General features: G+C 73.7%; 21 protein-coding genes, 1 tRNA gene and 1 pseudogene. 11 read left to right on the top strand and 12 right to left on the bottom strand.

Annotation, left to right across the window (positions count from 1 at the left end):
- Positions 1 to 290 precede the first annotated feature (290 nt).
- The 3 genes from IE219_RS00530 to IE219_RS00520 are packed head-to-tail and all read left to right on the top strand — an operon-like array spanning position 291 to position 3302.
- On the top strand, positions 291 to 1421 hold the full coding sequence (locus IE219_RS00530) for a sensor histidine kinase (RefSeq protein WP_189974942.1): 1131 nt from the start codon (positions 291 to 293) through the stop codon (positions 1419 to 1421).
- Positions 1418 to 2038: a response regulator gene (locus IE219_RS00525; protein WP_189974268.1), complete on the top strand. Its 621-nt coding sequence runs from the start codon at positions 1418 to 1420 to the stop codon at positions 2036 to 2038. Before IE219_RS00530 ends, IE219_RS00525 begins: the two co-directional genes overlap by 4 nt.
- Positions 2039 to 2096: 58 nt before the next feature.
- On the top strand, positions 2097 to 3302 hold the full coding sequence (locus IE219_RS00520; RefSeq protein ID WP_189974941.1) for an FAD-dependent monooxygenase: 1206 nt from the start codon (positions 2097 to 2099) through the stop codon (positions 3300 to 3302).
- 163 nt (positions 3303 to 3465) lie between these two features.
- Here IE219_RS00520 and IE219_RS00515 read toward each other — a convergent pair whose 3' ends face one another.
- Positions 3466 to 6321, bottom strand: coding sequence for an AfsR/SARP family transcriptional regulator (locus tag IE219_RS00515; protein ID WP_189974266.1), 2856 nt, complete (start codon positions 6319 to 6321; stop codon positions 3466 to 3468).
- 398 nt (positions 6322 to 6719) lie between these two features.
- On the opposite strand from IE219_RS00515, the gene IE219_RS00510 reads away from it, so the two are divergent.
- A complete protein-coding gene (locus IE219_RS00510; RefSeq protein WP_189974264.1) occupies positions 6720 to 7226 on the top strand; it encodes a hypothetical protein in 507 nt (168 codons plus the stop codon).
- A gap of 19 nt (positions 7227 to 7245) precedes the next feature.
- On the opposite strand, the gene IE219_RS00505 is transcribed toward IE219_RS00510, so the two are convergent.
- Complete coding sequence (locus IE219_RS00505) at positions 7246 to 7911, bottom strand: pentapeptide repeat-containing protein (protein ID WP_189974262.1); 666 nt, start codon at positions 7909 to 7911, stop codon at positions 7246 to 7248.
- A 138-nt stretch (positions 7912 to 8049) separates the two neighbouring features.
- Here IE219_RS00505 and IE219_RS00500 point away from each other — a divergent pair, with 138 nt between their 5' ends.
- The gene (locus IE219_RS00500) at positions 8050 to 9048 is read left to right on the top strand and encodes a zinc-binding dehydrogenase (RefSeq protein WP_189974260.1); all 999 of its coding nucleotides are present in this window, start codon (positions 8050 to 8052) and stop codon (positions 9046 to 9048) included.
- Positions 9049 to 9081: 33 nt separating this feature from the next.
- Here the strand turns inward: IE219_RS00500 and IE219_RS00495 are convergent, their stop codons facing one another.
- From IE219_RS00495 to IE219_RS00485, 3 genes are read right to left on the bottom strand one after another with little or no spacing between them, the layout of a single operon-like run.
- On the bottom strand, positions 9082 to 9444 hold the full coding sequence (locus tag IE219_RS00495) for a hypothetical protein (protein ID WP_189974258.1): 363 nt from the start codon (positions 9442 to 9444) through the stop codon (positions 9082 to 9084).
- Positions 9445 to 9453: 9 nt separating this feature from the next.
- Positions 9454 to 9936: a GNAT family N-acetyltransferase gene (locus IE219_RS00490; protein ID WP_189974256.1), complete on the bottom strand. Its 483-nt coding sequence runs from the start codon at positions 9934 to 9936 to the stop codon at positions 9454 to 9456.
- A gap of 4 nt (positions 9937 to 9940) precedes the next feature.
- Positions 9941 to 10843 (bottom strand): aminoglycoside phosphotransferase family protein, encoded by a 903-nt coding sequence (locus IE219_RS00485; protein WP_189974254.1) that lies wholly within the window; start codon positions 10841 to 10843, stop codon positions 9941 to 9943.
- Positions 10844 to 10987: 144 nt separating this feature from the next.
- On the opposite strand from IE219_RS00485, the gene IE219_RS00480 reads away from it, so the two are divergent.
- On the top strand, positions 10988 to 12388 hold the full coding sequence (locus tag IE219_RS00480; RefSeq protein WP_189974253.1) for an NAD(P)/FAD-dependent oxidoreductase: 1401 nt from the start codon (positions 10988 to 10990) through the stop codon (positions 12386 to 12388).
- 97 nt (positions 12389 to 12485) lie between these two features.
- On the opposite strand, the gene IE219_RS00475 is transcribed toward IE219_RS00480, so the two are convergent.
- Positions 12486 to 14540: a restriction endonuclease gene (locus tag IE219_RS00475; protein WP_189974251.1), complete on the bottom strand. Its 2055-nt coding sequence runs from the start codon at positions 14538 to 14540 to the stop codon at positions 12486 to 12488.
- Positions 14541 to 14742: 202 nt separating this feature from the next.
- Here IE219_RS00475 and IE219_RS00470 point away from each other — a divergent pair, with 202 nt between their 5' ends.
- Positions 14743 to 15183: an NUDIX hydrolase gene (locus IE219_RS00470; RefSeq protein ID WP_189974249.1), complete on the top strand. Its 441-nt coding sequence runs from the start codon at positions 14743 to 14745 to the stop codon at positions 15181 to 15183.
- Between the two features lie 344 nt (positions 15184 to 15527).
- On the opposite strand, the gene IE219_RS00465 is transcribed toward IE219_RS00470, so the two are convergent.
- From IE219_RS00465 to IE219_RS00455, 3 genes are all read right to left on the bottom strand, one after another.
- A complete protein-coding gene (locus tag IE219_RS00465) occupies positions 15528 to 16547 on the bottom strand; it encodes a ParA family protein (protein ID WP_229849518.1) in 1020 nt (339 codons plus the stop codon).
- Between the two features lie 408 nt (positions 16548 to 16955).
- Complete coding sequence (locus IE219_RS00460; protein ID WP_189974246.1) at positions 16956 to 17444, bottom strand: hypothetical protein; 489 nt, start codon at positions 17442 to 17444, stop codon at positions 16956 to 16958.
- 330 nt (positions 17445 to 17774) lie between these two features.
- Complete coding sequence (locus IE219_RS00455; RefSeq protein WP_189974244.1) at positions 17775 to 18182, bottom strand: hypothetical protein; 408 nt, start codon at positions 18180 to 18182, stop codon at positions 17775 to 17777.
- A gap of 83 nt (positions 18183 to 18265) precedes the next feature.
- Here IE219_RS00455 and IE219_RS32660 point away from each other — a divergent pair.
- Positions 18266 to 18391: pseudogene (locus tag IE219_RS32660) on the top strand (integrase); the annotation flags it as partial.
- Between the two features lie 73 nt (positions 18392 to 18464).
- On the opposite strand, the gene IE219_RS00450 reads toward IE219_RS32660, so the two are convergent.
- Positions 18465 to 18538: transfer RNA gene (locus tag IE219_RS00450), tRNA-Thr, on the bottom strand.
- 182 nt (positions 18539 to 18720) lie between these two features.
- Here IE219_RS00450 and IE219_RS00445 point away from each other — a divergent pair.
- The 3 genes from IE219_RS00445 (at position 18721) to IE219_RS00435 (ending at position 21260) form a co-directional block, all read left to right on the top strand.
- Positions 18721 to 19818, top strand: a complete 1098-nt coding sequence (locus IE219_RS00445) for an ABC transporter ATP-binding protein (RefSeq protein ID WP_189974242.1) — start codon at positions 18721 to 18723, stop codon at positions 19816 to 19818.
- A gap of 208 nt (positions 19819 to 20026) precedes the next feature.
- Positions 20027 to 20440: a hypothetical protein gene (locus tag IE219_RS00440; protein WP_189974241.1), complete on the top strand. Its 414-nt coding sequence runs from the start codon at positions 20027 to 20029 to the stop codon at positions 20438 to 20440.
- A 100-nt stretch (positions 20441 to 20540) separates the two neighbouring features.
- A complete protein-coding gene (locus tag IE219_RS00435) occupies positions 20541 to 21260 on the top strand; it encodes a nucleotidyltransferase family protein (protein ID WP_189974239.1) in 720 nt (239 codons plus the stop codon).
- A gap of 60 nt (positions 21261 to 21320) precedes the next feature.
- Here the strand turns inward: IE219_RS00435 and IE219_RS00430 are convergent, their stop codons facing one another.
- Positions 21321 to 22847, bottom strand: coding sequence for a DoxX family membrane protein (locus IE219_RS00430; RefSeq protein ID WP_189974237.1), 1527 nt, complete (start codon positions 22845 to 22847; stop codon positions 21321 to 21323).
- Positions 22848 to 22964: 117 nt separating this feature from the next.
- Positions 22965 to 23921, bottom strand: a complete 957-nt coding sequence (rlmB, locus tag IE219_RS00425; RefSeq protein WP_189974235.1) for a 23S rRNA (guanosine(2251)-2'-O)-methyltransferase RlmB — start codon at positions 23919 to 23921, stop codon at positions 22965 to 22967.
- Between the last annotated feature and the right edge of the window lie 45 nt (positions 23922 to 23966).

Genomic DNA, 23966 nt, shown 5'->3' with positions numbered 1-23966 from the left:
TCGACGGTCCGGCTGCCCTCGCGGCGCGCACCGGAGGACGGCGGGGTCAGCCGATCGGCTGATGCCCGGACGGCCCCCGGGGGCCAGCATGGACACGTACACCCAGGTCGCGAAAACGCCCGCCGGGCGCACCCCGCGCACGGACCGGGCGGACGGCCCGCGAAGGAGACGAGACCGTGGACCCGACCCGCAGGCAGGCGCGGACCGCCCCCCGGAAGACCGGCGGCCCCCGCCCCGCCCCGCCCCTCGGGCCCGACCACGACCCGGACGCCGGCTGGCTGGGGCGCGTCATGCACGTCGCGTTCTTCCTGCTGCTCGGCGCCTCCCTCGTACGGTTCCTGATCCGCCACGAGTGGGAGGACCGCAGCCCCTGGATCATCGTGCTCAGCGCCGCGCTCGCCGCGCTCTACCTGCTGGGCCCGGTCCTCGGCACCCGCGCCACCCCGGGCCGCATCGCCTGGCTGTGCACGGTCGTCGCCGTGTGGGTCGTCCTCGTCGTCCTCGCGCCCAGCTTCGCCTGGTGCGCGGTGCCCCTCTTCTTCACCGGCCTGCGGACCCTGCCCGCCCGGGCCGCCCTGGTCCTCGTCACCCTCCTCACCGCCTTCGTCGTCTTCGCGCAGGTGCAGCTCTCGCACGGCGGCTGGGACCCCAACCTGATCGTCGCCCCGCCGGCCGTCGCCGCCATCGCCACCGGCGTCTTCGTCCACGCCGACCGGCAGGCCGCCCGGCAGCGGGCCCTCATCCACGACCTGATCCGCACCCGCCGCGAACTCGCCGCGATCGAACGCCGCGAGGGCACCCTCGCCGAACGCCAGCGGCTCTCCATGGAGATCCACGACACCCTCGCGCAGGGCCTGTCCAGCCAGCAGATGCTGCTCCAGGCCGCCGACCGCACCTGGGAGACCGACCCGGCCACCGCCCGCCGGCACGTCCGCACCGCCGAATCGATCGCCGAACGGAACCTCGCCGAGGCCCGCCGCTTCGTGCACGACCTGGCCCCCGCCGACCTCGCCGAGGGCGGCGGCCTGGAGCAGGCGCTGCGCGGCCTCGCCGAGCGCGAGTCGGCGGTCTTCCGGGTGGACGGCACCCCCGTGGCGCTGCCGGACCGGGCCCAGTCGGCGCTGCTGCGGATCGCGCAGGGCGCCTTCGCGAACATCCGCGAACACGCGGGCGCCGACTCCACCGCCCTCACCCTCACCTACCTCGACGACCAGGTCGTCCTCGACGTCGCCGACGACGGCAGTGGCTTCGACCCGGCGGCCGCCCGCGACGGCGGCGGCGTGCGCGGCCACGGCCTGCCCGCCATGCGGGTCCGGGTCCAGCAGCTCGGCGGGACGCTTACCGTGGAGTCCACCCCCGGCGAGGGCACCGTGCTCTCCGCCTCGATCCCCCTCGCACCCCCCACGGAGGCCGGCCCGTGACCGTCCGCATCCTGCTCTGCGACGACCACGTCGTCGTCCGCGCCGGGCTGCTCGCCCTGCTCGGCTCCACCCCCGACATCGAGGTCGTCGGGGAGGCCGGCAGCGGCGAGGAGGCCGTCGCGATGGCCGCGAAGCTGAAGCCGGACGTGGTCCTGATGGACCTCCAGCTCGGCCCCGGCATCGACGGCGTGGAGGCCACCCGCCGGATCGCGCCCACCGGCGTCCACGTCCTCGTCCTCACCACCTACGACACCGACGCCGACATCACCCGCGCCATCGAGGCGGGCGCCACCGGCTACCTCCTGAAGGCCGAACGGCCCGAGGAGCTCTTCGCCGCCATCCACGCCGCCGCCCAGGGCCGCACCGCGCTCTCCCCGCCGGTCGCCAGCCGGGTCATGGACCGGATGCGCGGCGCCGCCCGCCCCTCGCTGACCGACCGCGAGCGCGACATCCTCGGCCAGCTCGCGCACGGCCTCGGCAACAAGGAGATCGCCCGCGCCCTCTTCATCAGCGAGGCCACCGTCAAGACCCACCTGGGCCGCATCTACGCCAAGCTCGGCGTCGACACGCGGGCCGGCGCCGTGGCGGTCGCGAAGGAGCAGCGACTGCTCCCCTGAGACTGCTACCGTGCGCTGTCGTTCCAGTGCACAGCGTCATGTCTCCGTGGGAGCGCACGTGAAGATCGCCGTCGTCGGTGGCGGGCCCGCCGGCCTGTACCTCTCGGTCCTGCTCAAGCGGCAGGACCCGGCCCACGAGATCACCGTGTACGAGCGGAACGCCGCCGGCTCCACCTACGGCTGGGGCGTCACCTACTGGGCCGGACTCCTCGACCGGCTCCGGGCGGGCGACCCCGAGTCGGCGGCGGCCGTCGCCGACGCCTCGGTGACCTGGACCGACGGGCTCGCGATCGTCCGCGACGAGCGGACCGTCCACCGGGGCGACGCCGGCTTCGGCATCGGCCGCCGCCGGATGCTCGGCCTCCTCGCCGACCGGGCGGCCGCCCTCGGCGTCGACGTCCGCCACGAGCACCCGGTCGACGGGCCCGACGCCCCCGAACTCGACGGCGCCGACCTGATCGTGGCCGCCGACGGCGTCCACAGCGCCCTGCGCGAGGCCCACCCCGGCCACTACGGCACCGCCTTCACCACCGGCCGCAACCCCTACATCTGGCTCGGCACCACCAAGGTCTTCGACTCCTTCAGCTTCGCCTTCAAGGAGACCGACCACGGCTGGATCTGGTGCTACGCCTACGGCTTCAGCGGCGAGCGCTCCACCTGCGTCGTCGAATGCGCCCCCGACACCTGGACCGGCCTCGGCCTGGACACCATGGGCGAGGGCGACTGCCTGGCCCTCCTGGAGAAGCTCTTCCACGACCTCCTCGACGGCCACCCCCTCATCGGCCGCGACCGGGGCACCGAACCCGCCCAGTGGCTCCGCTTCCGCACCCTCACCACCCGCACCTGGCACCAGGGCACCACCGTCCTCCTCGGCGACGCCGCCCACACCACCCACTACTCCATCGGCGCCGGCACCACCCTCGCCCTGGAGGACGCCCTCGCCCTGGCCGCCGCCCTGCGCGCCCACCCGGACGACCTGGAGACCGCGCTCACCACCTACGGCAAGCGGCGCCGCGCCGAACTGCTCTCCGCGCAGAGCGCCGCCCGCCTCAGCGCCCGGTGGTACGAGAACCTGCCCCGCTACATGGACCTGGAGCCGGAGCGGATGTTCGCGCTCCTCGGCCAGCGCCACTCCCCGCTGCTCCCGTACGTGCCCCCGCAGCTCTACTACCGCCTCGACCGCGCCGCCGGCCGCCTGGAGGCGCTGCGCCGCCTCAAGCGCTGGCTCGGCCCGCGCGTCGCCCGCGCCGTCCACCGGGGCTGAACCGGCCCGCGGAAAGCCGCGTTGGACGTTCGTTGCCGGTCCGTTGGAGCCGCCCGGCACAGTACCCACATCGCCGCCTCCGCCCGCCGGAACCCGGCGGGCCGAGGCGGCAACGGGGGAACGGGGGACGGAGGAACCGGCGCGGGTCCGGGCGGGAGAACACTCACCGCCCGTCCCGCGCCAGTTCCTCCAGACCCGCCGCGCACTGCTCCACCCGCCGCTCCAGCCGGTGCGCCCGCGCCAGCTCCAGGCACTCCTCCCAGGCCGCCCGCGCCTCGGCCCACTCGCCGAAGTGGTGGTGGGCCAGCGCCCGCGACACCAGGCAGTCGGCCGTACCGCCCCGGTCGCTCATCCGCTCCCGGATGGCCCGCGCCTCCTCCAGCGCGGCGAACGCCCCGTCCCGCCGCCCCAGTTCGCGCAGCACGTCGGCGTACTGGGTGAGCGTGGTGGCGAGGAAGACGCCGTGCCCGCGCCCGCGCAGCAGCTCGATGACCCGCCGGTAGTCGGCCGCCGCCCGCTCCGGCTCGCCGTTCAACCGCAGGGCGTACGCGATCCGGCTGAGGACCAGCGCCTCGCCCCGGACCGTCCCGCCCCCGGCGCTCCCCGCCCGCAGGTACGTGTCGCGGGACAGCTCGGCGTGGACCAGGGACTGCCGGGCGTCCCCGACCTGCTGGTACAGCGCCGACATGTTCCCCAGGATCGACGCCTGCGCCAGGACGTCGCCGCGCCGGGTGAACAGCTCCAGCGACAGCCGCAGTTCCGCCAGGCACTCCTCGTTGCGCTCCGCCATCCCGTGCGCGACGGCCGTCCGCCGGTGCAGCCACGCCCGGCCCAGCTCGTCGCCGTGCGCGCGGGCGGTCTCCATGGCCTGCGCCAGGCAGGCGTCCCACTCCCCCGTCCACCAGTGGGTGCCCGCGTAGCCGAAGAGGCCCACCGCGAGCCGCCAGGCCATGTCGGAACGGCCCAGCGCGTCCGCCCGCGTCAGCGCCTGCCGGACGGCGGGCAGCTCCCGGGCCGCCCAGCGGATCGCCTCGTCGTCGTCGGTGAACGACGGCAGCACCCACCCCGGCCCCGGCTCCGGCTCCGGCTCCAGCGGCGGCGGGGGCTGCGTCTCGTGGGTGGCGGCCCGCGAGGAGGCCGCGAGGGCCGCCACGTACCAGGACAGCAGCCGCAGTTCGGCGGCCTCCCGCTCCCCGGGCGGGTCCTCCTCCTCGGTGCAGCGGGCCGCGTACTCGCCCAGCAGGTCGTGCAGGGTGTACCGGTCGGGCTCCGGGTTCAGCACCAGGTGCGCGTCGGCGAGGACGTCGAGCAGCGCGGCGGCCCGCGCCTCCGTGACGCCGAGCAGCGCGGCCGTCGCCGCCGGGGTCAGCGGATGCGTCGCCCACAGGCCCAGGAGCCGGAAGGCGCGGGCCGCCTCCCGCTCCAGCGGCCGGTCGCTGTCCCGCATCGCCGTGTAGCTCATGGCGAAGGTGTGCCGCACGTCCACGGTCCCCATCGCGAGGGCCTCCAGCCGCCCCCGGTGCGGGGTCAGCCGGCCCGCCAGCAGCGCGAGCGGCCAGGCGGGCCGGGACGCCAGCCGGCTGCCCACGATGTGCAGGGCGAGCGGCAGCCCGCCGCAGGCCGCGAGGACGGCCGCCGCCGCCTCGGGCTCGCGGCCGACCCGGTCGGCGCCGCAGAGCGCGGCGAGCAGCGCCCGCTGCTCCTCCTCCGGGAAGGGCGCCAGCGGCACGGTGACCGCCCCGGTCAGCTCGGCCAGCAGCTGCCGGCTGGTGACCAGGGCCGCGCTCGGGCCGCCCGCCGGGAGCAGCGGCGCCACGTGCGCCGCGTCCCGCGCGTTGTCCAGGACCAGCAGCACCCGCCGCCCGGCCAGCGCCGACCGCAGCAGCAGCGCCCGGTCGTCGGCGTCGTCCGGCAGCGTGTCGTGGTGGACCCCCAGGTCGGAGAGGAAACGGGCCAGCAGCTCCCGCGCGGTCCGCGCGCCCTGGACGCCGTAGCCGCGCAGGTCGGCGTGGAGGACGCCGTCCGGGAAGGCGTCCCGCACCCGGTGGGCCACGTGCACCGCCAGCGCGGTCTTCCCCACCCCGCCCATCCCGGACACCACGACGACCCGGGCCCGGCGCCCGCCGGGCGGCTCCGGCGCCGCGTCCGGCTCCCCGAGCAGCAGCTCCCGGATCCTGGCGGCCTCCGCCGCCCGCCCGGTGAACGCCTCCGGCTCGCCCGGCAGCTGGAAGGGCGCCCCGGAGGGCGCGGCCGGTACCGGGGGCTTCTCGTCGGCCAGCATCTCCCGGTACGCCCGCTGGACGGCGGCGCCCGGCTCCACCCCCAGCTCGTCGACGAGGGACCGCCGCAGCCGTCCGAAGACCGCGAGGGCGTCGGCCCGGCGGCCGGAGCGGTGCAGCGCCAGCATCAGCGTGCGGTGCAGGTTCTCGCGCAGCGGCTGCTCGGCGGCGAGCGTGGTCAGCGGCGAGACCAGCTCGTGGTGGCGGCCCAGGTGGAGCCCCGCCTCGTACCGCCACTCCAGGAGCTGGAGCCGGTCCTCGCCGAGCTGGTGCGCGCGGAGCGCGCCCTCCCCCTCGGCGAACGGCCCGAGGTCGGCGAGGGGCGCGCCGCGCCACAGGGCGAGCGCGGCCGTGGCGTGCCGCAGGACCGTCTCCCAGTCCCGGCGGCCGTACGCGGCCCGCGCGGCCCGCACCTCGGTGTCGAAGACCTCCGCGTCCAGCTCGCCGTCGGCGACGTCGAGGCGGTAGCCGTCGGCGAGGGTCCGCAGCCGGCCTGCCCCGCCCGGCGCCGCCGCCAGGCAGCGGCGCAGCCGGGTCAGGTGGTTGGCGAGCGACGCCTCGGCGCTGGTGGGCGGCCGGTCCTCCCAGAGCGCCGCCTTGAGCACGTCCTTGGGGACCGTCTCGTTGGCCCGCAGCAGCAGGGCCGCGAGCAGGACCCGGGTCTTGCGCCCGGTCACCGGAAGGGGCTCCGCCCCGTCGTGGACGACGAGCGGCCCGAGCAGACCGAACCTCAGCACCATGTTCCCCCACGCCGTGCGGTGACCAGCCGGCCCGCCGGGGCACCGGCGGGACGGACCCGGCCCCGTCGGCACGGGCGGAGCCGACGGAACCGGCAGGCATCATTCCAGCCACGGCGGGCCGCCCGCACGCCGATCTCGCCGCTCGGACCCCGGCGCCGCGCCCCTCCCGGCACGCCACCGCCCCCTCCCCGTACGCCCGGAACCCCGTCCCGTACGGCCTGATCCCCTTCCCGCACGGCCGGACCCGGCCCTGGAGGCCCGGAACCCGGCCCCGTACGCCCGGACCCGGCTCCCGAACCCCGTCACGTACCCCCGGAGCCCCGGCCCGTACGCCCGGCCCCGGCCCCCGGCCCCCTCCCCGTACGCCGCCGCCCCCGCGCCGTGACACCATCGAAGACGTGCTCGACATCGGCTACTCCCTCTCCCGTCGCTTCCCCGACCCGCCGCAGACCGACTACCGGCGGGCGGACGTGCACGCGCTGCGGCACGACCTCTTCTGCGGGGACGTCTACCTCGCGGACACCAAGGAGGACCGGGAGGTGTCCACGGCCTGGGGCTGGGTGCCGGTCCTCGACTTCGCGTGGGCGCTCTGCGACATCGTCGAGCTGGTCGACCGGGACCCGCGCGGCAGCCGGGCCGCCCAGCCGCAGTACGCGGAACTGGACTTCACCGAGTCCTCGGACCGGATGCTCTTCGAGCGCCGCTTCGGCTGGGTGGACGTCGAGGCCGACTGGATGCCGGGCGACGAGCCGCCGCTCACCTTCGGCCACGCCGAACTGCGCCGGGAGGCCCGCGACTTCCTCCACGACCTGATCGCCGACCTCACCGACATGCACGAGGGCCTGGCGGACAACCCGGTGGTCTGGGACCTCCAGGCCCGCTTCCCCCGCGTCAAGGCCACGTAGCCCCGCCCCCGCCCCCGTCTCAGTCCTCCACCCGCAGCCCCAGCCGGGCCGCGAGGACCGGGGCCAGGTCGAGGAGCTGCGGCGAGGAGACCACCGCGCCCGCCAGCGACTCCACCCCCCGGGCGATGTCCAGGCGCCGCACGCCCCGCAGGTCCACGTCCGTCATCCGGACGCCCGTCAGATCGGGCCCGGTCAGCTCGCAGTCCACGAAGGAGACCCGCTCCAGGACGGCGCCGCCGAAGTCGGGCTCCACCAGCACGCACCCCTCGAAGACGACGTCCCGCAGGGTCGCGGAGCGCAGGTTGGGGTAGTCCCACTTGCCGCCCCGGACGAGGACCCGCTCCCACGCCGAGCCGTGCAGCTGGGTGCCGCCGAACCGCGCCTCCACCACCTCGGCGTCCCGCAGCTGCGCCCCGGCCAGGCCGGTGCCCACGCCCCGTACGCCCTCCAGCCGGGAGTCCAGGAAGCGGGCGCCGTCGAGCCGGGCCCCGTCGAGCGCGCACCCGCGCACCGCGCAGTCCAGGAACCGGGCGCCCTCCCCCGAGGCACCGGTCAGGTCGAGCCCGGACAGTTCGAGACCGTCGTAGTCCCCGTCGGGCGCGAGTCCGCCGTCGTACGGCTCCAGGGGCGGCAGCCGCAGTTCGGGCCTGCGGGGCGCGCGCGGCCCGGTCGTCTTTCGCTTCATCCCCCCATCGTGGCCGACGCCACCGACAACGCCCGCGACCGCACCCGCACCGCCTTGACCTCAAGCAAGGTCGAGGTATGAGGGTGGGGGCAGCGCCCGCCCCCGCGGGCACGTCCCAGCGACGACAGGGGAACCGTCATGCACGCCGTCCGCCTCCACGCCTTCGGACCCGCCGAGAACCTCGTCCACGAGGAGGTGCCCGACCCCGTGCCCGGCCCCGGCCAGGTCCGCGTCGCGGTCGCCGCCGCCGGTGTCCACCTCCTCGACACCGCGCTCCGCGAGGGCCTGCCCGGCCCCTTCCCCGCCCCCGCCGCACTGCCCACCGTGCCCGGCCGCGAGGTCGCCGGAACCGTCGACGCCCTCGGCGAGGGCACCGACCCGTCCTGGCTCGGCCGCCGCGTCGTCGCCCACCTCGGCATGAACCCCGGCGGCTACGCCGAACTCGCCGTCACCGACGCCGCCCGGCTGCACGCCCTGCCCGACCACGTCGGCGAGGCGGAGGCCGTCGCCATGATCGGCACCGGCCGCACCACCCTCGGCATCCTCGGCTTCACCGAGCTGGGACCGGAGTCGGTGGCGGTCGTACCGGCCGCCGCGGGCGGCATCGGCACCCTCCTCGTGCAGTACGCGAAGAACGCCGGCGCCACCGTCGTCGGCCTCGCGGGCGGCCCCCGCAAGACCGCCCTGGTCCGGGCGAACGGCGCCGACATCGCCGTCGACTACACCCGCCCCGACTGGCCGGACGAGGTGCGGGCCGCGCTCGGGGACCGTACCGCCACCGTCGTCTTCGACTCGGTCGGCGGCGACACCGGCCGCACCGCCGTCGACCTCCTCGGGCCGGGCGGGCAGCACCTCGTCTTCGGCTGGTCCGGCGCCGGCCTCCACGACGGCGAACCGCTCACCTTCACCGACGAGGAGCTGGCCGAGCGGGGCATCACCTCCGGCTCCGTCCTCGGCCCGGTGATGATCGAGAAGGCCGGCGGCGACATCCGGAACCTCGAACGGGCCGCGCTCGCCGCCGCGGCCGACGGCACCCTGCGCCCGGCCGTCCACCGCTTCCCCCTCGCCGAGGCGGCGGGCGCCCACCGCGCCCTGGAGAACCGGGGCACGGTGGGCAAGGTGGTCCTGATCCCCTGACCGGGAATCAAGGGACCCCGGGCCGTCCCGGCGTCAGACGCCGAGCACGTCCCAGGAGTGCGCCTTGAACTCCTTGCGGAAGTCCTCGTGGTCCTCCCACATCCGGGCGACGGAGCGCAGCGCGTCCCAGTTGTGCTCCAGCGCCTGGTCCACCACCTGGCGCAGCTCGGGGGCCGTCTCCCGCTTCTCCACCAGGCCGTTCACCGCCGAGGCGGCCTGCACGGTGTAGCGCAGCGCGCGCAGGGCGCGGGAGGTGTCGTCCATCCCGAAGCCGTGGTCGCTGCCGTTCGCCGGGTCGAAGAGGGGGGTCAGCCGGGCCTCGATGAAGGCGGTGATCCGCTGGAAGCGGGCCTCGACGCCCGGGTCGTCGTCGTGATTGCCGTGGTCGTTGCACATGGGGACTTCCTACACCGTCGCCGGGGCGCCCAGTGCCGCGAGGGGTCCGTCGGTCAGCCGGTAGACCGTCCACTCGTCCTGCGGGCGGGCGCCCAGGGACTCGTAGAAGCCGATCGCGGACCGGTTCCAGTTCAGCACCGACCACTCCAGGCGCTGGTAGCCGCGGGCCACGCAGAGCCGGGCCAGCTCGGCGAGGAGCGCCCGGCCGTGGCCGCCGCCGCGCGCCTCCGGGCGGACGTACAGGTCCTCCAGGTGGATGCCGTGCACGCCGCGCCAGGTCGAGAAGCTGAGGAACCACAGGGCGAAGCCGACGACCCGCCCCTCCGCGTCCTCGGCGACGTGGGCGTAGGCGGCGGGCCGCTCGCCGAAGAGGACCTCGTGGAGCTGGTCCGGCGTCATCCGGACCTCGTGGAGGGCCTTCTCGTACTCCGCGAGTTCGCGGACCAGGGCGTGGACGGCGGGCACGTCGGCGGGGGCGGCGGTACGGATCACGAGGTCAGCGTGCCATCAGCGCCCGCGCGATGACCACCTGGTGGGCGTCGAGCCGGGGCTCCTCACCGGCCTCCACCGCGTCCTCGACGTCCCACAGCCCGTTCTGGAGCACCCGGCCGAGCGTCCAGGCCAGCGCCCGGTCCCGGTCGAGCCCGAGGTGTTCGGCGAGCAGGTCGAAGCGCCACCGGATCGCGGCCGGGTCCGGGTTCCACAGGTCGGTGAGGGCGGGCAGCAGCTCGAAGCCGGGGTCCCCGGCGAGCGGTTTGGGGTCGATGGCGAGCCAGGGTTCGCGGTCGGCGCCGAGGATGTTGTCGTAGTGCAGGTCCCAGTGGAGCAGCCGGTCGCCGGGCTCGGCCGCGACCTCGCGGACGGCGGCGGCGCAGTCCGTCAGGAGCGCGGCGTCGGCCGCGCCGAGCCGGGCCGCCGCGCCGGGGGCCGCGCCGAGCATCGCGGCGGCGGTGGCGCCGAGGGTCCGCAGACCGGGCGGGGCGGGCCGGGCGGAGAGCCGGGCGAGGAGCCCGGCCAGGATCCGCACCGCCGCCCGCTCGTCCCCGAGGCGCGACAGGTGCCGGGTCTCGTCGGCCCGTTCGAGCAGCATGGTGCCGGTCTCCGGATCGTGGTCGAGGAGCCGTACGGCCCCGTCGCCGTCCCAGACCCGCAGCCCGACGGGCTCGCCCTCGCTCTCCTCGTCGAGGAGCTGGAGCTTGAGCGCGGCGGGGGTGCCGCCGTCCCGGTCGACGGGCAGCACCAGGGAGGCGACGCCGTGCATCGGGGGGCCGGTGAGCCGCAGCCCCCAGCGGTCCAGGAAGTCCGCCGCCAGGCCGGGCAGCGCGGCGACGAAGGCTCGTCCCGCCGCGCCGTTGTACTTCGCCTGGGACGCCGCGAGTTCCTCGGGTACGTGGATCACGTCACGAGCCTACGGGGGCGGGGACCCGGCCGGGCCGTCCGCTCCGCGCACCCGGAGGCGCCCGTTCCCCCCGCCGCGGTCACCCGTTCCCAGCGGCCCGGCCCCCCGGGTACCCTCCGGCCACGCACCGGGAAGAGGGACGGCATGAACAGCAGTACGGACACGGTCAACGGCGGCATCTCCTTCTGGTTCGCCCAGGAGGGCCTGCCCGCACCCCGCGAACCCCTCCCCGGCGACCGGACCGCCGACGTCTGCATCGTCGGCGGCGGCTACACCGGCCTGTGGACCGCCTACTACCTGAAGAAGGCCGTCCCCTTCCTCGACATCGTCGTCCTGGAGGCCCGCTTCTGCGGCTACGGCGCCTCCGGCCGCAACGGCGGCTGGCTCTACAACGGCATCGCCGGCCGCGACCGCTACGCCAAGCTCCACGGCCACGAGGCCGCCGTCCGCCTCCAGCAGGCCATGAACGCCACCGTCACCGAGGTCCTCGACGTCCTCGACACCGAGGGGATCGAGGCCGACCAGCACCGCGGCGGCGTCCTCGAAGTCGCCCTCACCCCCGCCCAGCTCGCCCGCCTCAAGGAGTTCCACGCCGCCGAGCACGCCTTCGGCGAGGCCGACCGCGAGATCTACGGCGCCCGCGAGACCGCCGCGCGCATCCGCGTCGCCGGTGCCGTCGGCTCCTCCTGGACCCCGCACGGCGCCCGCCTCCACCCCGTCAAGCTCGTCCACGGCCTGCGCGCCGCCGTCGAGGCCCTCGGCGTCACCGTCCACGAGTCCACCCCGGTCACCGCCATCGAGCCCAAGCACGCCCGCACCCCCTACGGCACGGTCCGCGCCCCCTACGTGCTCCGCTGCACCGAGGGCTTCACCGCCTCCCTCGCCGGCCAGCGCCGCACCTGGCTCCCCATGAACTCCTCGATGGTCGCCACCGAACCGCTCACCGACGCCCAGTGGGATTCCATCGGCTGGAACGGCCTGGAGACCCTCGGCGACATGGCCCACGCCTACATGTACGCCCAGCGCACCGCCGACGGCCGCATCGCCCTCGGCGGCCGGGGCGTCCCCTACCGCTTCGGCTCGAAGACCGACAACGACGGCCGCACCCAGCCGCGGACCGTCGAGGCCCTGCGCGAGATCCTCGTCCGCTTCTTCCCGCAGCTCGCCGGCGTCCGGATCGACCACGCCTGGTCCGGCGTCCTCGGCGTCCCCCGCGACTGGTGCGCCACCGCCACCCTCGACCGCTCCACCGGCCTCGGCTGGGCGGGCGGCTACGTCGGCTCCGGCGTCGCCACCACCAACCTCGCCGCCCGCACCCTGCGCGACCTCATCCAGCAGGACTCCGGCCAGTCCGGCCCCACCGACCTCACGGCCCTCCCCTGGGTCAACCACAAGGTCCGCAAGTGGGAACCCGAACCCTTCCGCTGGCTCGGCGTCCAGACCATGTACGCCGCCTTCCGCGGCGCCGACCAACGCGAGACCACCACCCACACGGCCACCACCGACCCCATCGCCACCTGGGCGAACCGACTGAGCGGCAGATAAGGGACGGGAGGGCCCGGCAACCGGGGCCCGGGGCCTGGCGCCTGGGGACCCGGCACCCGGGGCCCGGCACCCGGGCGGCTCCGGCGAAGACCGAGCCCTACCCCACCTCCACGCCGAAGTCCCCGACCAGCTCCCCGAGCCCGCCGGCGTACCCCTTCCCCCCGACCACGAAGTCCCAGTCGCCCCCGGCCCGCCGCCGGAACGACCCGAGGACGAGGGCCGTCTCCCCGGGCCGCCCGTCGGACACCACCAGCCGGTCCAGCTCGCCGCCGGAGGCGTCCCGGAGCCGTATCCCGGCCTCCATGAAGCCGCGCAGGTCGGCGTCCGGGTTGACCTCGGGGTCGACGGCGGCGACGAGGACGACCCGGTCGGCGCGGGCCGGAAGGGCGTCGAAGCCGACGCGGACGGCGGCCCGGTCGCCGAAGGCCGCGGGGGCGAAGGCGACCGAACCGTCCGGCGTGGCCGGGTTGTTGTAGAAGACGAACCACTCGTCGCCGAGCACCCGGCCGCCCGCGCAGACGAGCGCGCAGACGTCGAGGGCGACGGAGCCCCGCCAGACCATCCCCAGCGTGTTGAAGTCGCCGGAAGCATCAGCGGCGGCGGAGGCGGCGGCGGGAGCGGGAGCCTCCTCCGGCCGCCCGTCGCCCAGCCGCCCCCGCAGCCCGTGCCGCCGCAGCAGGTCGACGAGTTCGGTGCCCGAGATCAGCGTCAGCGGCTTGCCGTCGGCGAAGGTGTAGGAGCCGGGCCCGAACTTCGACGTGGTGACGAGGACGCCCTTGTTGGCACCCGCGCCCTGCACCGTCCCGTACAGGTCGCGCACGGCGGACGGCGGGACGGTGTTCCGGTACCGCTTGACCTGGACGACGATCGAACCGCCGCTGATGGGGTCGGGATCGAGCGCGTCGACGTCGACCCCGCCGTCGTTGGAGCGGCGGGTGGTGACGGCCTGGAGGCCGCGGGCCCGGAAGAGCTCGGCGACGAGCCCCTCGAAGGCGATCGGGTCCATGGCCAGCAGGTCGGGCTCCTCGCCGTCCCCCTGCACCACGACGTCGCCCCCGACCTGGTCGGGCGTACGGAACGGGGCGACGGCGGCCCGCTCGTCGGGCTTCCCGGAGAGCCGCCCGGCGAGCGCGCCGGTCAGGCAGTCCACGGCGGCGACGAGCTCCAGATTGAGCCGGTCGAAGTCCCGCCGGGACACGACGACCGAGGCCACGCACACCCGGGAGGCGAGCCCGGTGGCCGGATCGACGCCGTCCACGTACCCGTTGAGGGCGACGGACTCCAGGGCCCCGAACCCGTCGGCGGCGAACAGCTCCCGCACGGCGAGCAGCACGCTCTGGGCGAGCACGCTCCGGTACAGCGCCCGCCGCTGCGTGACCGGCCGCGCGACCTCCTTCTCCTGGTCCGTGCTCGGCAGGTACTTGACGCCCTTGGTCTCGGGAACGACCTCGTAACCGGGCAGGTCCCAGTCGAGGACGAGCCCGCGCCCGCCCCGGTCGTAGGCGGCCGAGACCTCGCGCGGAAACCCGTCGGGCCAGCCGGCGGAGGCGAAGAGCACCGCCGAGAAGTAGTCGACGACGGTCTCGGCGTCACCGCCGGCCAGGGCCGCGCCGGTCCCGGCGACCCCCCGGTTGTGCTCCCGGATCTCGGCGGTCCGGGCGGCGGCCCAGGCGTCGTACTCCCTCCGGTACGCGGCCAGCGACTCCAGCCGCCGCGCCTCGGCCGCCTGCGCGGCGTACCAGTCCCGCTCGAACCGCGCCCGCGCGTCACGCCCGGAGTAGCGCCGCTGGTCGGGCATGGGTACGGGCTGCGCGAGGGCCCCGGGAGCGAACGGCTCGACCTCCTCGCTCCGCCGCAGCGACTCCACCCGGAAGGCGGGCGCCCGGCACCCGGCGGCGAGCAGCCCCTCCAGCACGGCCACCCGCTCGTCGATCTCGCGGGTCCTCCGCAGCGCGTCGGCGTCCCGGTGCCGCCGGTAGGCGGCCTTCTGCTCCCGCTGCATCCGGGACACGTCCCGCTCGTACGCCCGCTGCTGCCGCTCCGCCTCCCGCCGCTGCCGCGCCAGGGCCGCCTCCCGCTCCTCCCGCTGCCGCTGCGCCGCCCGCTGCTGCTCCGCCCACAGCCCGATCAACCCCCCGGAACGCCGCCCCATCCGCGCACCCCTCCCCACACACCCCGCACCACGTGAACACCCCCGCGCCCCCAGATTGTCCCGGACGACGAAGCCCTTGCACACAGAAACTCCACACCCGCCCCGACGGCTCCTCCGCCCCGTTCGCCACAGGGCGATCCGTCCCCTCAACAGCATCCGGCTGCTCCACTGGCACCCTCAACCACCAAGGAGACCGACCGACATGACCGAACGAGTCCGCGCCGTCCTCATCACCCCCGACGACACGATGCTGGTCATCCGCCGCACCCGCCCCGGCATCCCCGAGTACTGGGTCCTGCCCGGCGGCGGCGTCGAACCCGACGACGCCTCCCGCGAGGCCGCCCTCCACCGCGAGATCCACGAGGAGATCGCCGGAAAGGCCGACATCGTCCGCCTCCTCCACACGATGGAGACCGGCGACGAGCGCCAACTCTTCTACCTCGCCCACATCACAACCTGGTCCTTCGCCGCCCGCACCGGCCCCGAGTTCAGCACCGAAGGCCGCGGCGAGTACGCCCTGGAAGAAATCCCACTGACCCCGACCGGCCTCGCCAGCATCACCCTCAAACCGGAGGAGATCACCCACGCCCTCCAGGAAACCCTCCGCACCGGAACCCTCGGGACCGGGACGGCCCCGGCATAACCCCCACGCAAAAGGGACCGGCACGGGATCCCTCCCCGTGCCGGCCCCTCCTGAAGACAGAGCCCCCTGCCGGGTTCGAACCGACGACCCCCGCTTTACAAGTTCGATCGGAAGCCACCGACGACCATCCTGCCCGCCGGCACGGCTGCCGTACGAGGACGCTCGTGTGCGCCCCCGTACGGCGTCGTTGATGTCAGCCGTGGATGTCAGGGCCTTCTTGCCCCGCAGCTCCACCGGGATCGTTCAGTGGCGGTCACGCCAGTCGCTACGGGATTCTGAGGGACGCTGCGGGGTGGTCGTGATCGATGAGGCTGCGGTACGTACTTGCTGTATTGCCACCCCACCTAAAGGTGGGCCACCAACCCCTGGACAGCCTCAACGCAGTTCGTCAAGTAGTTCGGGTCTACCCGAACTCGCTTCCCCATCACATCGAAGCGGCCAGACCTCTGCGCGTAGAAGGGACACCCACGTGCAAAGGCAACGACCCCCGTCGTCTGGAAGTCCCGGATATCCACGACACCGTCCTCCACCTTGGTGAATGTGAACATTTCAGGGTGATCCTCAAGCAGTCCATCGATGTCGTCGTCGATGGATCGCAGCACAGCCGCGTAGGCCGAAGCAGACCCCATGTACTGAGTCAGACGGTTCTTCGCGATCAGATGCACCTTCGGCAGCACCCGCTCCGCAGCCTGCAAGCGGGTAGCAAAGGCATAGGTCGAGTAGATCTCGGAAGGAAGCTTGAGACCGTAAATCAGGGAGAAGGCGTTCTGGATCGCGCGGCGAGACGAGTCGTCAGCCATTACGGGCAGAACCAGACGATCGGCAGCCGAAAGGGCGATCTGAGTGTAGATCGAGAACGATGGGTTGGAGTCGATGAAGATCGTGTCGTACTTCCCGTCCAGGCTTTCGATCAGGTCACGGATCCAGTCAATGACCTTGAGCCATGAATTCGTACCGGGAATCTGAGTGTTCGCCAGGGTCGAGATGGCGTTACTCTGCAGCTCCAGCAGCGGATCGCCCGCAATCAGATCTACGTTTGAAGGGACCGCCGAGTTGAAGTTGTTCGGCGTCGAGATGTAGTCGCTGGGCGTTACGGCCGGCATGGTGAAAGGCGACGGCAACCTCTTCTCGAAGTACCCGCCCAGGGTCTTACGGGGGATCTCCCCCTGCTGCAGCAGCAGCCTCTGACTCCCCTGGTTGGTAAGACCACCGAACAGCAGCTCACTAAGGTTCGCCTGCGGGCATACATCGATAGCGAGGATGCGCTCCTCCGGATGCTGGTCGGCGTAGAAGCACAGCGACTGAAAGACCAAGCTCGTCTTACCGGTACCGCCCTTGTTGTTCCAGTAGGCATAGACCCTCACGAAAAACTCCTTCCCACAGAACCACCCCACCCAACGTCCATTGAGTACGGAGTATCGTACACATAGACCGCTGTCGCGTCCATAATGGACGCAGTTATGTCCCGTGGGGTCGCGCTGGCACACGCACGCCACCTCCCCGCTCCCATCCCACCGGCCGGCACCCGCGTACGGTCCCCTCCCATCCCGGAGTCGGAGCGCCCCCGCCGGAGGCATCGTCTTGAGCCGCACTTGTGTACCGCCTCGGCCGCGTCGTGGTTCGTCGCCCATCAACCCGAGCTGTCAGGCGTGCGGACGGCGGCCGGGCTGGAGCGGGGCGAAGACAGGAGCGCAGGCCCGGGCGACGGGCCGCGCGCGCCGCGCCGTGCGCGGCGGGTGCCTTGATGAGGTAGAGAAACCTGTAACAGCTCCCTACAGGTGCAGGTGCAGGTGCGCGATCGTCGCGTCGTCGTGCTGCTTGCTGCGGGGCCGGCGGTTCAGGTGGGGGTCGGAGTGTTCCGTCTCGCGGATCGTGTGGATCGTGGCCCGGGGGCCGTGGTGGGTGAGGAGGTCCAGGAGGCCGTTCCAGTCGGTGGTGTGGAAGGTGGTCACGGGGCGTGCGGCGCCGTCGGTCAGGAGGGCTGCCCGCTGGATGTCGGTGGCGGGTTCGGTGCCGGTGAGGGCGTGGTGGGCCGCTTGCGGATCGGCTGCCACCACCCAGTAGCCGCCCGGTGTGTTGCGAAGACCGCGTTCCTGCCTGACGAGGATCTGATGAGCCCTCCTCCTCTCCTCCGAGTCCGGGGCCATCGCGGCGAGAGTTTGGCGGGCTTCCGCTGCCATGTGGGCGAGACGGTCGTCGGTCACCGCCGTGGCCTTCCCGTCCTTCTCCAGGACGAGCGTGCAGTCCCCCGTACCAGCCACTCGAAGAGCCCGGCCGGGACCCTGGCCACCGCCACGGTCGCGGACGGGGAGAACGGATCGTCGACGGCGCAGGTGTCCCGGTGCGCGTCCGCCGTGGAACCGATCACCTCCGCGAGACAGTCGGCAAGCGGAACCTCTCCCCGGACCGCCGCCGCGTGGAGACGGGCGCCCAGCTGCTCCACGTACCAGACGACCCCGTGCCCGCATCCCGTCGCGATGCCGGGGGCCAGGCCGGCGCCGTCCAGTACCACAACCGCGGTGCGACTGGACAGGACGAAGTCCTCGTTGGGCGCCCCAGGGCGAGGCACGCTCGTCTGGAGGACCCGCACGCTAGGCCGTCTCGTGAAGCAGAACGCCGCTCAAGGCCCGGCTGCCGAGGATCGTCTTGGTGCCCGGTTCGTAGTCGGCGGCGATCACCATGGAGAACGGCTTCGCGCCGGCCTCCTGGTAGATGCCGGTGATGTTCTCGGCGAGGAAGTGCGCCACACCCAGCGATCCGATCGCGTGAATGCCCGCGATGAGGAGGAAGGTCCCCTGGCCGTCGGGGCGGCGGAGCCTGCCGAGGTACGCGATGTCCTCGGGCGCCGGACTGTCGGGGTCCTCGCGGTCGAGGTCGAGGTCGATCTCTCCCGTGGCGGGGATGTACCCCAGGTCCCCTTCGAGCTGGACCTGATGGGCCAGCGCCAGCAGCTTCTGCCCCTGTGGAACTGTCTTCGAGCGCCACGTACTCCCGTTCACCTGCGCGCATCGGAACGAGCACCCGCACATGTTCCGTACCGAGAAACGCTCGCTCCGGCGGAGGGCCGACGTCACGGAGTTGGGCCACCCGGGCCGCGCTGATCTGTCAGCACATGACGAGCGATCGTGATCAGCACATCGCGGGGAAGCTCGGGGAGATGATCCGCCAGGCCCGGAAGGACAGCGATCCAGGGCCTTCTGGCACGTAGGGGGAACGGCCGTGATCACGCGAAAGGGGCCGGCGCCGGGAAACCTCCCCGTGCCGGCCCCTCGCGAAGACAGAGCCCCCTGTCGGGTTCGAACCGACGACCCCCGCTTTACAAGAGCGGTGCTCTGGCCAGCTGAGCTAAGGAGGCAGCCCGTGCAGTGTATCCAACGCCGGTGACGCGACGGTCGGAAATCTCACGTCCTTCGAACTGCTGACAGAACGGGCATCGCCAGGTAGCGTCACCTCAGGTTCACCCAGGTGGACTAGACCTCAATCCTTCCTTTACTCGGATCGTCCGGCACGTTCCTGCCGGTGAAGGGACACATCACCATGGCTTCCGTCACGTTCGACAAGGCGACCCGGATCTACCCCGGCGCCACCAAGCCCTCCGTCAACCAGCTCGACATCGAGATCGCGGACGGCGAGTTCCTCGTCCTCGTCGGCCCCTCCGGCTGCGGCAAGTCGACCTCGCTGCGCATGCTCGCCGGTCTGGAGGACGTCAACGGCGGCGCCATCCGCATCGGCGACCGCGACGTCACGCACCTGCCGCCGAAGGACCGGGACATCGCCATGGTGTTCCAGAACTACGCGCTGTACCCGCACATGAGCGTCGCCGACAACATGGGCTTCGCCCTCAAGATCGCCGGCGTCAACAAGGCCGAGATCCGCGCCAAGGTCGAAGAGGCCGCGAAGATCCTCGACCTCACCGAGTACCTCGACCGCAAGCCGAAGGCGCTCTCCGGCGGTCAGCGCCAGCGCGTCGCCATGGGCCGCGCGATCGTCCGCGAGCCGCAGGTCTTCCTCATGGACGAGCCGCTGTCGAACCTCGACGCCAAGCTTCGCGTCTCGACCCGCACCCAGATCGCCGGCCTCCAGCGCCGCCTGGGCATCACCACGGTCTACGTCACCCACGACCAGACCGAGGCGCTCACCATGGGCGACCGCGTCGCCGTGCTGAAGGACGGTCTGCTCCAGCAGGTCGACACCCCGCGCAACATGTACGACAAGCCCGCCAACCTCTTCGTCGCCGGCTTCATCGGCTCCCCGGCCATGAACCTGATCGAGGTCCCGATCACCGAGGGCGGCGTCAAGTTCGGCAACAGCGTCGTCCCGGTCTCCCGCGACGCCCTCGCCACCGCCGCCGCCAACGGCGACACCACCGTCGTCGTCGGCGTCCGCCCGGAGCACTTCGACGTCTCCGGCGCCACCAGCAAGGACGGCGTCGCCGTCACCGTCAACGTGGTCGAGGAGCTCGGCTCCGACGGCTTCGTCTACGGCTCCACCCGCGTCGGCGGCGAGGACAAGGACATCGTCATCCGCGTCGGCGGCCGCGAGATCCCCGCCAAGGGCTCCACGCTGCACGTCGTCCCGCGCGCCGGTGAGCTGCACGTCTTCTCCAAGTCCACGGAGCAGCGCATCAGCGAGTGACCCCTCGCCGGAAAGAAGTGGCGAACGGCCCCGTTTCCCTTGCGGAAGCGGGGTCGTTCGTTTAAACGGGCACACCCCCGAAAACCCCGGCATTCGGGGCCCGGAAACCCCTCCGCGTCAACCCGGGATTCGAAAGACCACGGAGCGCCGTCCCCCGTGAGAGTGACTAAATGTCGCCATATCACTACCGGCCGCTACGCTCGCCTCCGTGACGCACTCTGCCCGCCGCATCGGCCGCTCCCTCGCCCTCGTCCTCCCCGTCGTCCTGGTCCTGTCCGGAACGCTGGCGGTGTCCGCCGTGCCGTGGGCCGGCCAGTCCGACGGCAACCAGCTGCTGGCCGCCTCGGCCGCGGACGTCTCCACCCCCGCGAAGTCCCGCGCCCCGCAGGACGTGCTCCGCGACCGGCTCCTCGCCGAGCTCCAGGAGAAGGACCCGGGCGTCGCCCTCACCCACCTCCAGCGCGAGGTGGAGAACCGCCCCTCCCTCGCCGGGCACTGCGTGTCCATCGCCCGCGCCCTAGGCCGCGCCGCCGTCCAGCACTACGGCCCCGCCCGCGCCCAGGCGTTCTCCCGCCCGGTCTGCGACACCGCGTACGCGACCGGCGTGATGCGCGCGAGCTGACGCCCCGCGCGCGTACGGGGCACGTGGCTCGGGGCCGGATCCGGCGTTCATCGTGCGCTGACGCCCCGCGCGCGCGTACGGGACACCTATCGTTCCCCGTATGCACACCACTCCGACGCAGGCCGTGGTCCTGGCGGGCGGCCAGGGCTCACGGCTGCGCCCCTACACCGACGACCGCCCCAAGCCGATGGTCGAGATCCCGGGCACCGGGACGCCGATCATCGGCCATCAGCTGTCCTGGCTGGCCGCCGAGGGCGTGACCGACGCCGTCGTCTCCTGCGGGCACCTCGCCGAGGTCCTCCAGGAGTGGCTGGCCGGCGCCGACCTGCCGCTCAAGGTGACCACCGTCGTCGAGACCGAGCCGCTGGGCCGCGGCGGCGGCCTCAAGTACGCCGCCGCGCACCTGCCCGCGCCGGACCAACCCTGGTACGCCACCAACGGCGACATCTGGACGCGCTTCTCGCTGCGCGAGATGGCCGCCTTCCACGACGAGCGCGACGCCACCGCCACCCTCGCCCTGGCCCGCCCCCGCATCCCGTGGGGCGCCGTCGAGACCGACACCTTCGGGCACATCACCGACTTCGTCGAGGCGCCGCCGTCGCCCTTCCTCATCAACGCCGGCGTGTACGTCTTCTCCCCCGGCTTCACCGAGCTGCTGCCCGACCTCGGCGACCACGAGCGGACCACCTTCCCCCGCCTCGCCCGCGAGAAGCGCCTGGCCGGCTTCCCGCTGCCCCAGGGGGCGTACTGGCGGGCCATCGACACCGCCAAGGACCTCACCGAGGCCGCGAAGGAGCTGGCCGCCCAGAGCCACCGCTGACGCGCCGGAGGCGGCACCCCCTTCCCCGGGGGTGCCGCCTCCTGTCGTCGTACGGCCGGATCAGCCGAGCAGACCGCCGATCGGGTTCTTCGGCGCCTCGCCGCCGGCCGGCTCGGACGGGGACTCCTGCGCGGGCGACCCGCTGGTCCCACCGGACGTGGAGCCGCCCGAGGTGCCGCTCGGGCTGTCGCTGGTGGACGGCGGCGGCTCGGGCCGCGACTGGGACGGCGTACGGCTCCCGGTCCCGCCGCCCGTGGTGGCGGACGGCCGCTCCTCCGTCGGCGAGGAGCCGGCGCCGGTGCCCGTCTCGGTCGGGCGGCCGGTCTCCCCGGCGTCCTCCTCGCGGGCCTTCTCCGTGGTCGCCGCCGCGGTCGGCTCGGTCCGGCCCTGCGGGCTCTCCGAGGGGGTACGGCTCCGCGTCGGCTCGGTCGGCAGCGGCCGGCCGGGCAGGTGGTTGATCGGGTCGTCGTTCGGACCGGGCACGGTGACCATCTCGGTGGAGCGGACCGCGCCGCCGAGGACCGAGCCGATCAGCAGGGTGAGGCCGACGACCACGGCGGCGAAGAGGGTGGAGCGGCGCAGCACCCGGCGGCGCAGCGCGGCCAGGTCGGCGCGCGGGCCGAGGGTCCGCCACGCCTCCCCGGCCAGCCGTCCGTCGGCCGAGTAGACCGGCGCGCCGGCGATGATCAGCGGCGACCAGGCGGCCAGGTAGATGATGTCGGCGGAGTCGTAGACCGGGACCGACTTCCAGCTGACGGTGAGGAGCAGCGCGGCCGACAGGAGCGCGCCGACGACGGCCGCGGCCCGCTGCCACAGGCCGAGGACGGTGAGGACGCCGACGACGACCTGGAGGAAGGCGACGGTCAGTCCGGCGCCGACCGGGTGCTGGAGGGCGAAGTCCCGCAGCGGCTCGGCGAGCGGCCACGGATGCAGCGAGGTCAGCCACTTGACCATGGAGCCGCGCTCGCCGCCGTCGAAGTAGACGGGGTCGCAGAGCTTGCCCATGCCCGCGTAGACGGAGATGAGGCCGAGGAAGACGCGGAGCGGCAGCAGCACCACGCCGAGGTTCATCCGGCGGCCGGGGTAGTAGCCCTGCCGGACGCCGTCGGAGCCGGTCCGCCGGTCCTGCCGGGAGGTCTCCTCGTACGACGGCTCGGGCCGCATCTCGTACACGTCGTCGTAGGCGCCCTCGGCCCGCCGCATCGGCGGCAGGATCGGGGGGGCCGCGCCGGCGGGCACGACGGGGGTGGGCATCGTGTCGTCGACGCGCGGGATGGCCTGGGTGGCCGGGTCCAGGGTGGAGACGGCGCCGCCGGGGGCGGCCGAGGAGTCGCGCACGGCCTGGAGCAGCCCGGACGCTCCCGGGGCGGCCCTGCCGGTCCACACGACGGGGCGGCGGCGGGCCGCGCCCGCGCCGGCGAGGGAGGCCGCGTGCGCGGCGAGCCTCGGCTGCGGGGCCGGCGCGAGCCGCACACGGAAGCTGGCGTGGTTCACGATCACCTGGGCGGGATCGGAATCCACTTTGACCATGCTCAGGGGGGGCTGATCGTCGAACCCCGGCCGGGGCGTTCTGGTGTCCACACTCATCTAACCGAGTGACGCCGGGTTAGGACACTGTTCTGACGGGCTCGGAATGTCCGAGACCCGTCAAGATCACGCCCGGTCGGCCCGACCCGTGCGGGTGGGGCCGACCGGGCGGACGGGTCAGGCCATCCGGCGGCGGGCCGCCTCGTACAGCACGACGCCCGCGGCGACGCCCGCGTTCAGCGACTCGGCGCCGCCCGGCATCGGGATGCGGACCAGGAAGTCGCAGGTCTCGCCGACGAGCCGGGACAGGCCCTTGCCCTCGGAGCCGACCACGATGACGACCGGGCCCTCCAGGGCCTCCAGCTGGTGCACCTCGGTCTCGCCGTCGGCGGCCAGGCCGACGACCGTCAGACCGGCCTTCTGGTACTCCTGCAGGCAGCGGGTCAGATTGGTGGCGCGGGCGACCGGGGTGCGGGCGGCGGTGCCGGCCGAGGTCTTCCAGGCACCGGCGGTCATGCCGGCGGCGCGCCGCTCGGGGACGACGACGCCGTGGCCGCCGAAGGCGGAGACGGAGCGGACGACGGCGCCGAGGTTGCGCGGGTCGGTGACGCCGTCGAGGGCCACGATCAGCGGGTCCTCCTGCTCGTCGTAGGCCGCCGCGGCGAGGTCCTCGGGGTGCGCGTACTCGTACGGCGGGACCTGGAGGACGAGGCCCTGGTGGTTCAGGCCGTTGGTCATCCGGTCCAGCTCGGGGCGCGGCGCCTCCATGATGTTGATGTTGCCGCGGCCGGTGGCGAGGTTGAGGGCCTCGCGCACGCGCTCGTCGTTGTCGATGAACTGCTGCACGTAGAGCGTGGTGGCGGGGACTCCGTCGCGCAGCGCCTCGAAGACCGGGTTGCGGCCGACGACCATCTCGGCCTGGCCCTTGCCGCCGCGGCGGACGACGGGCTTGCGCTTGGCCGCGTTGCGGGCCATCGCGTTGGAGACGCGGAAGGCCTTGTGGCCCTTGCGGTTCTCGGCCTTGGGCGTCGGGCCCTTGCCCTCCAGGCCCTTGCGCCGCTGGCCGCCGCTGCCGATCGTCGCGCCCTTCTTGTTGGACGTACGACGTCCCCTGCGCTGGCTGTTCCCGGCCATGGCTGCTACCTGTTCCTCTACCTGCGTGCGTACGGAAGTCTGTAA

It is taken from the genome of Streptomyces termitum, from assembly GCF_014650175.1.
GTDB lineage: Bacteria > Actinomycetota > Actinomycetes > Streptomycetales > Streptomycetaceae > Streptomyces > Streptomyces termitum.
This window is presented reverse-complemented; position numbering and strand designations above follow the sequence as displayed.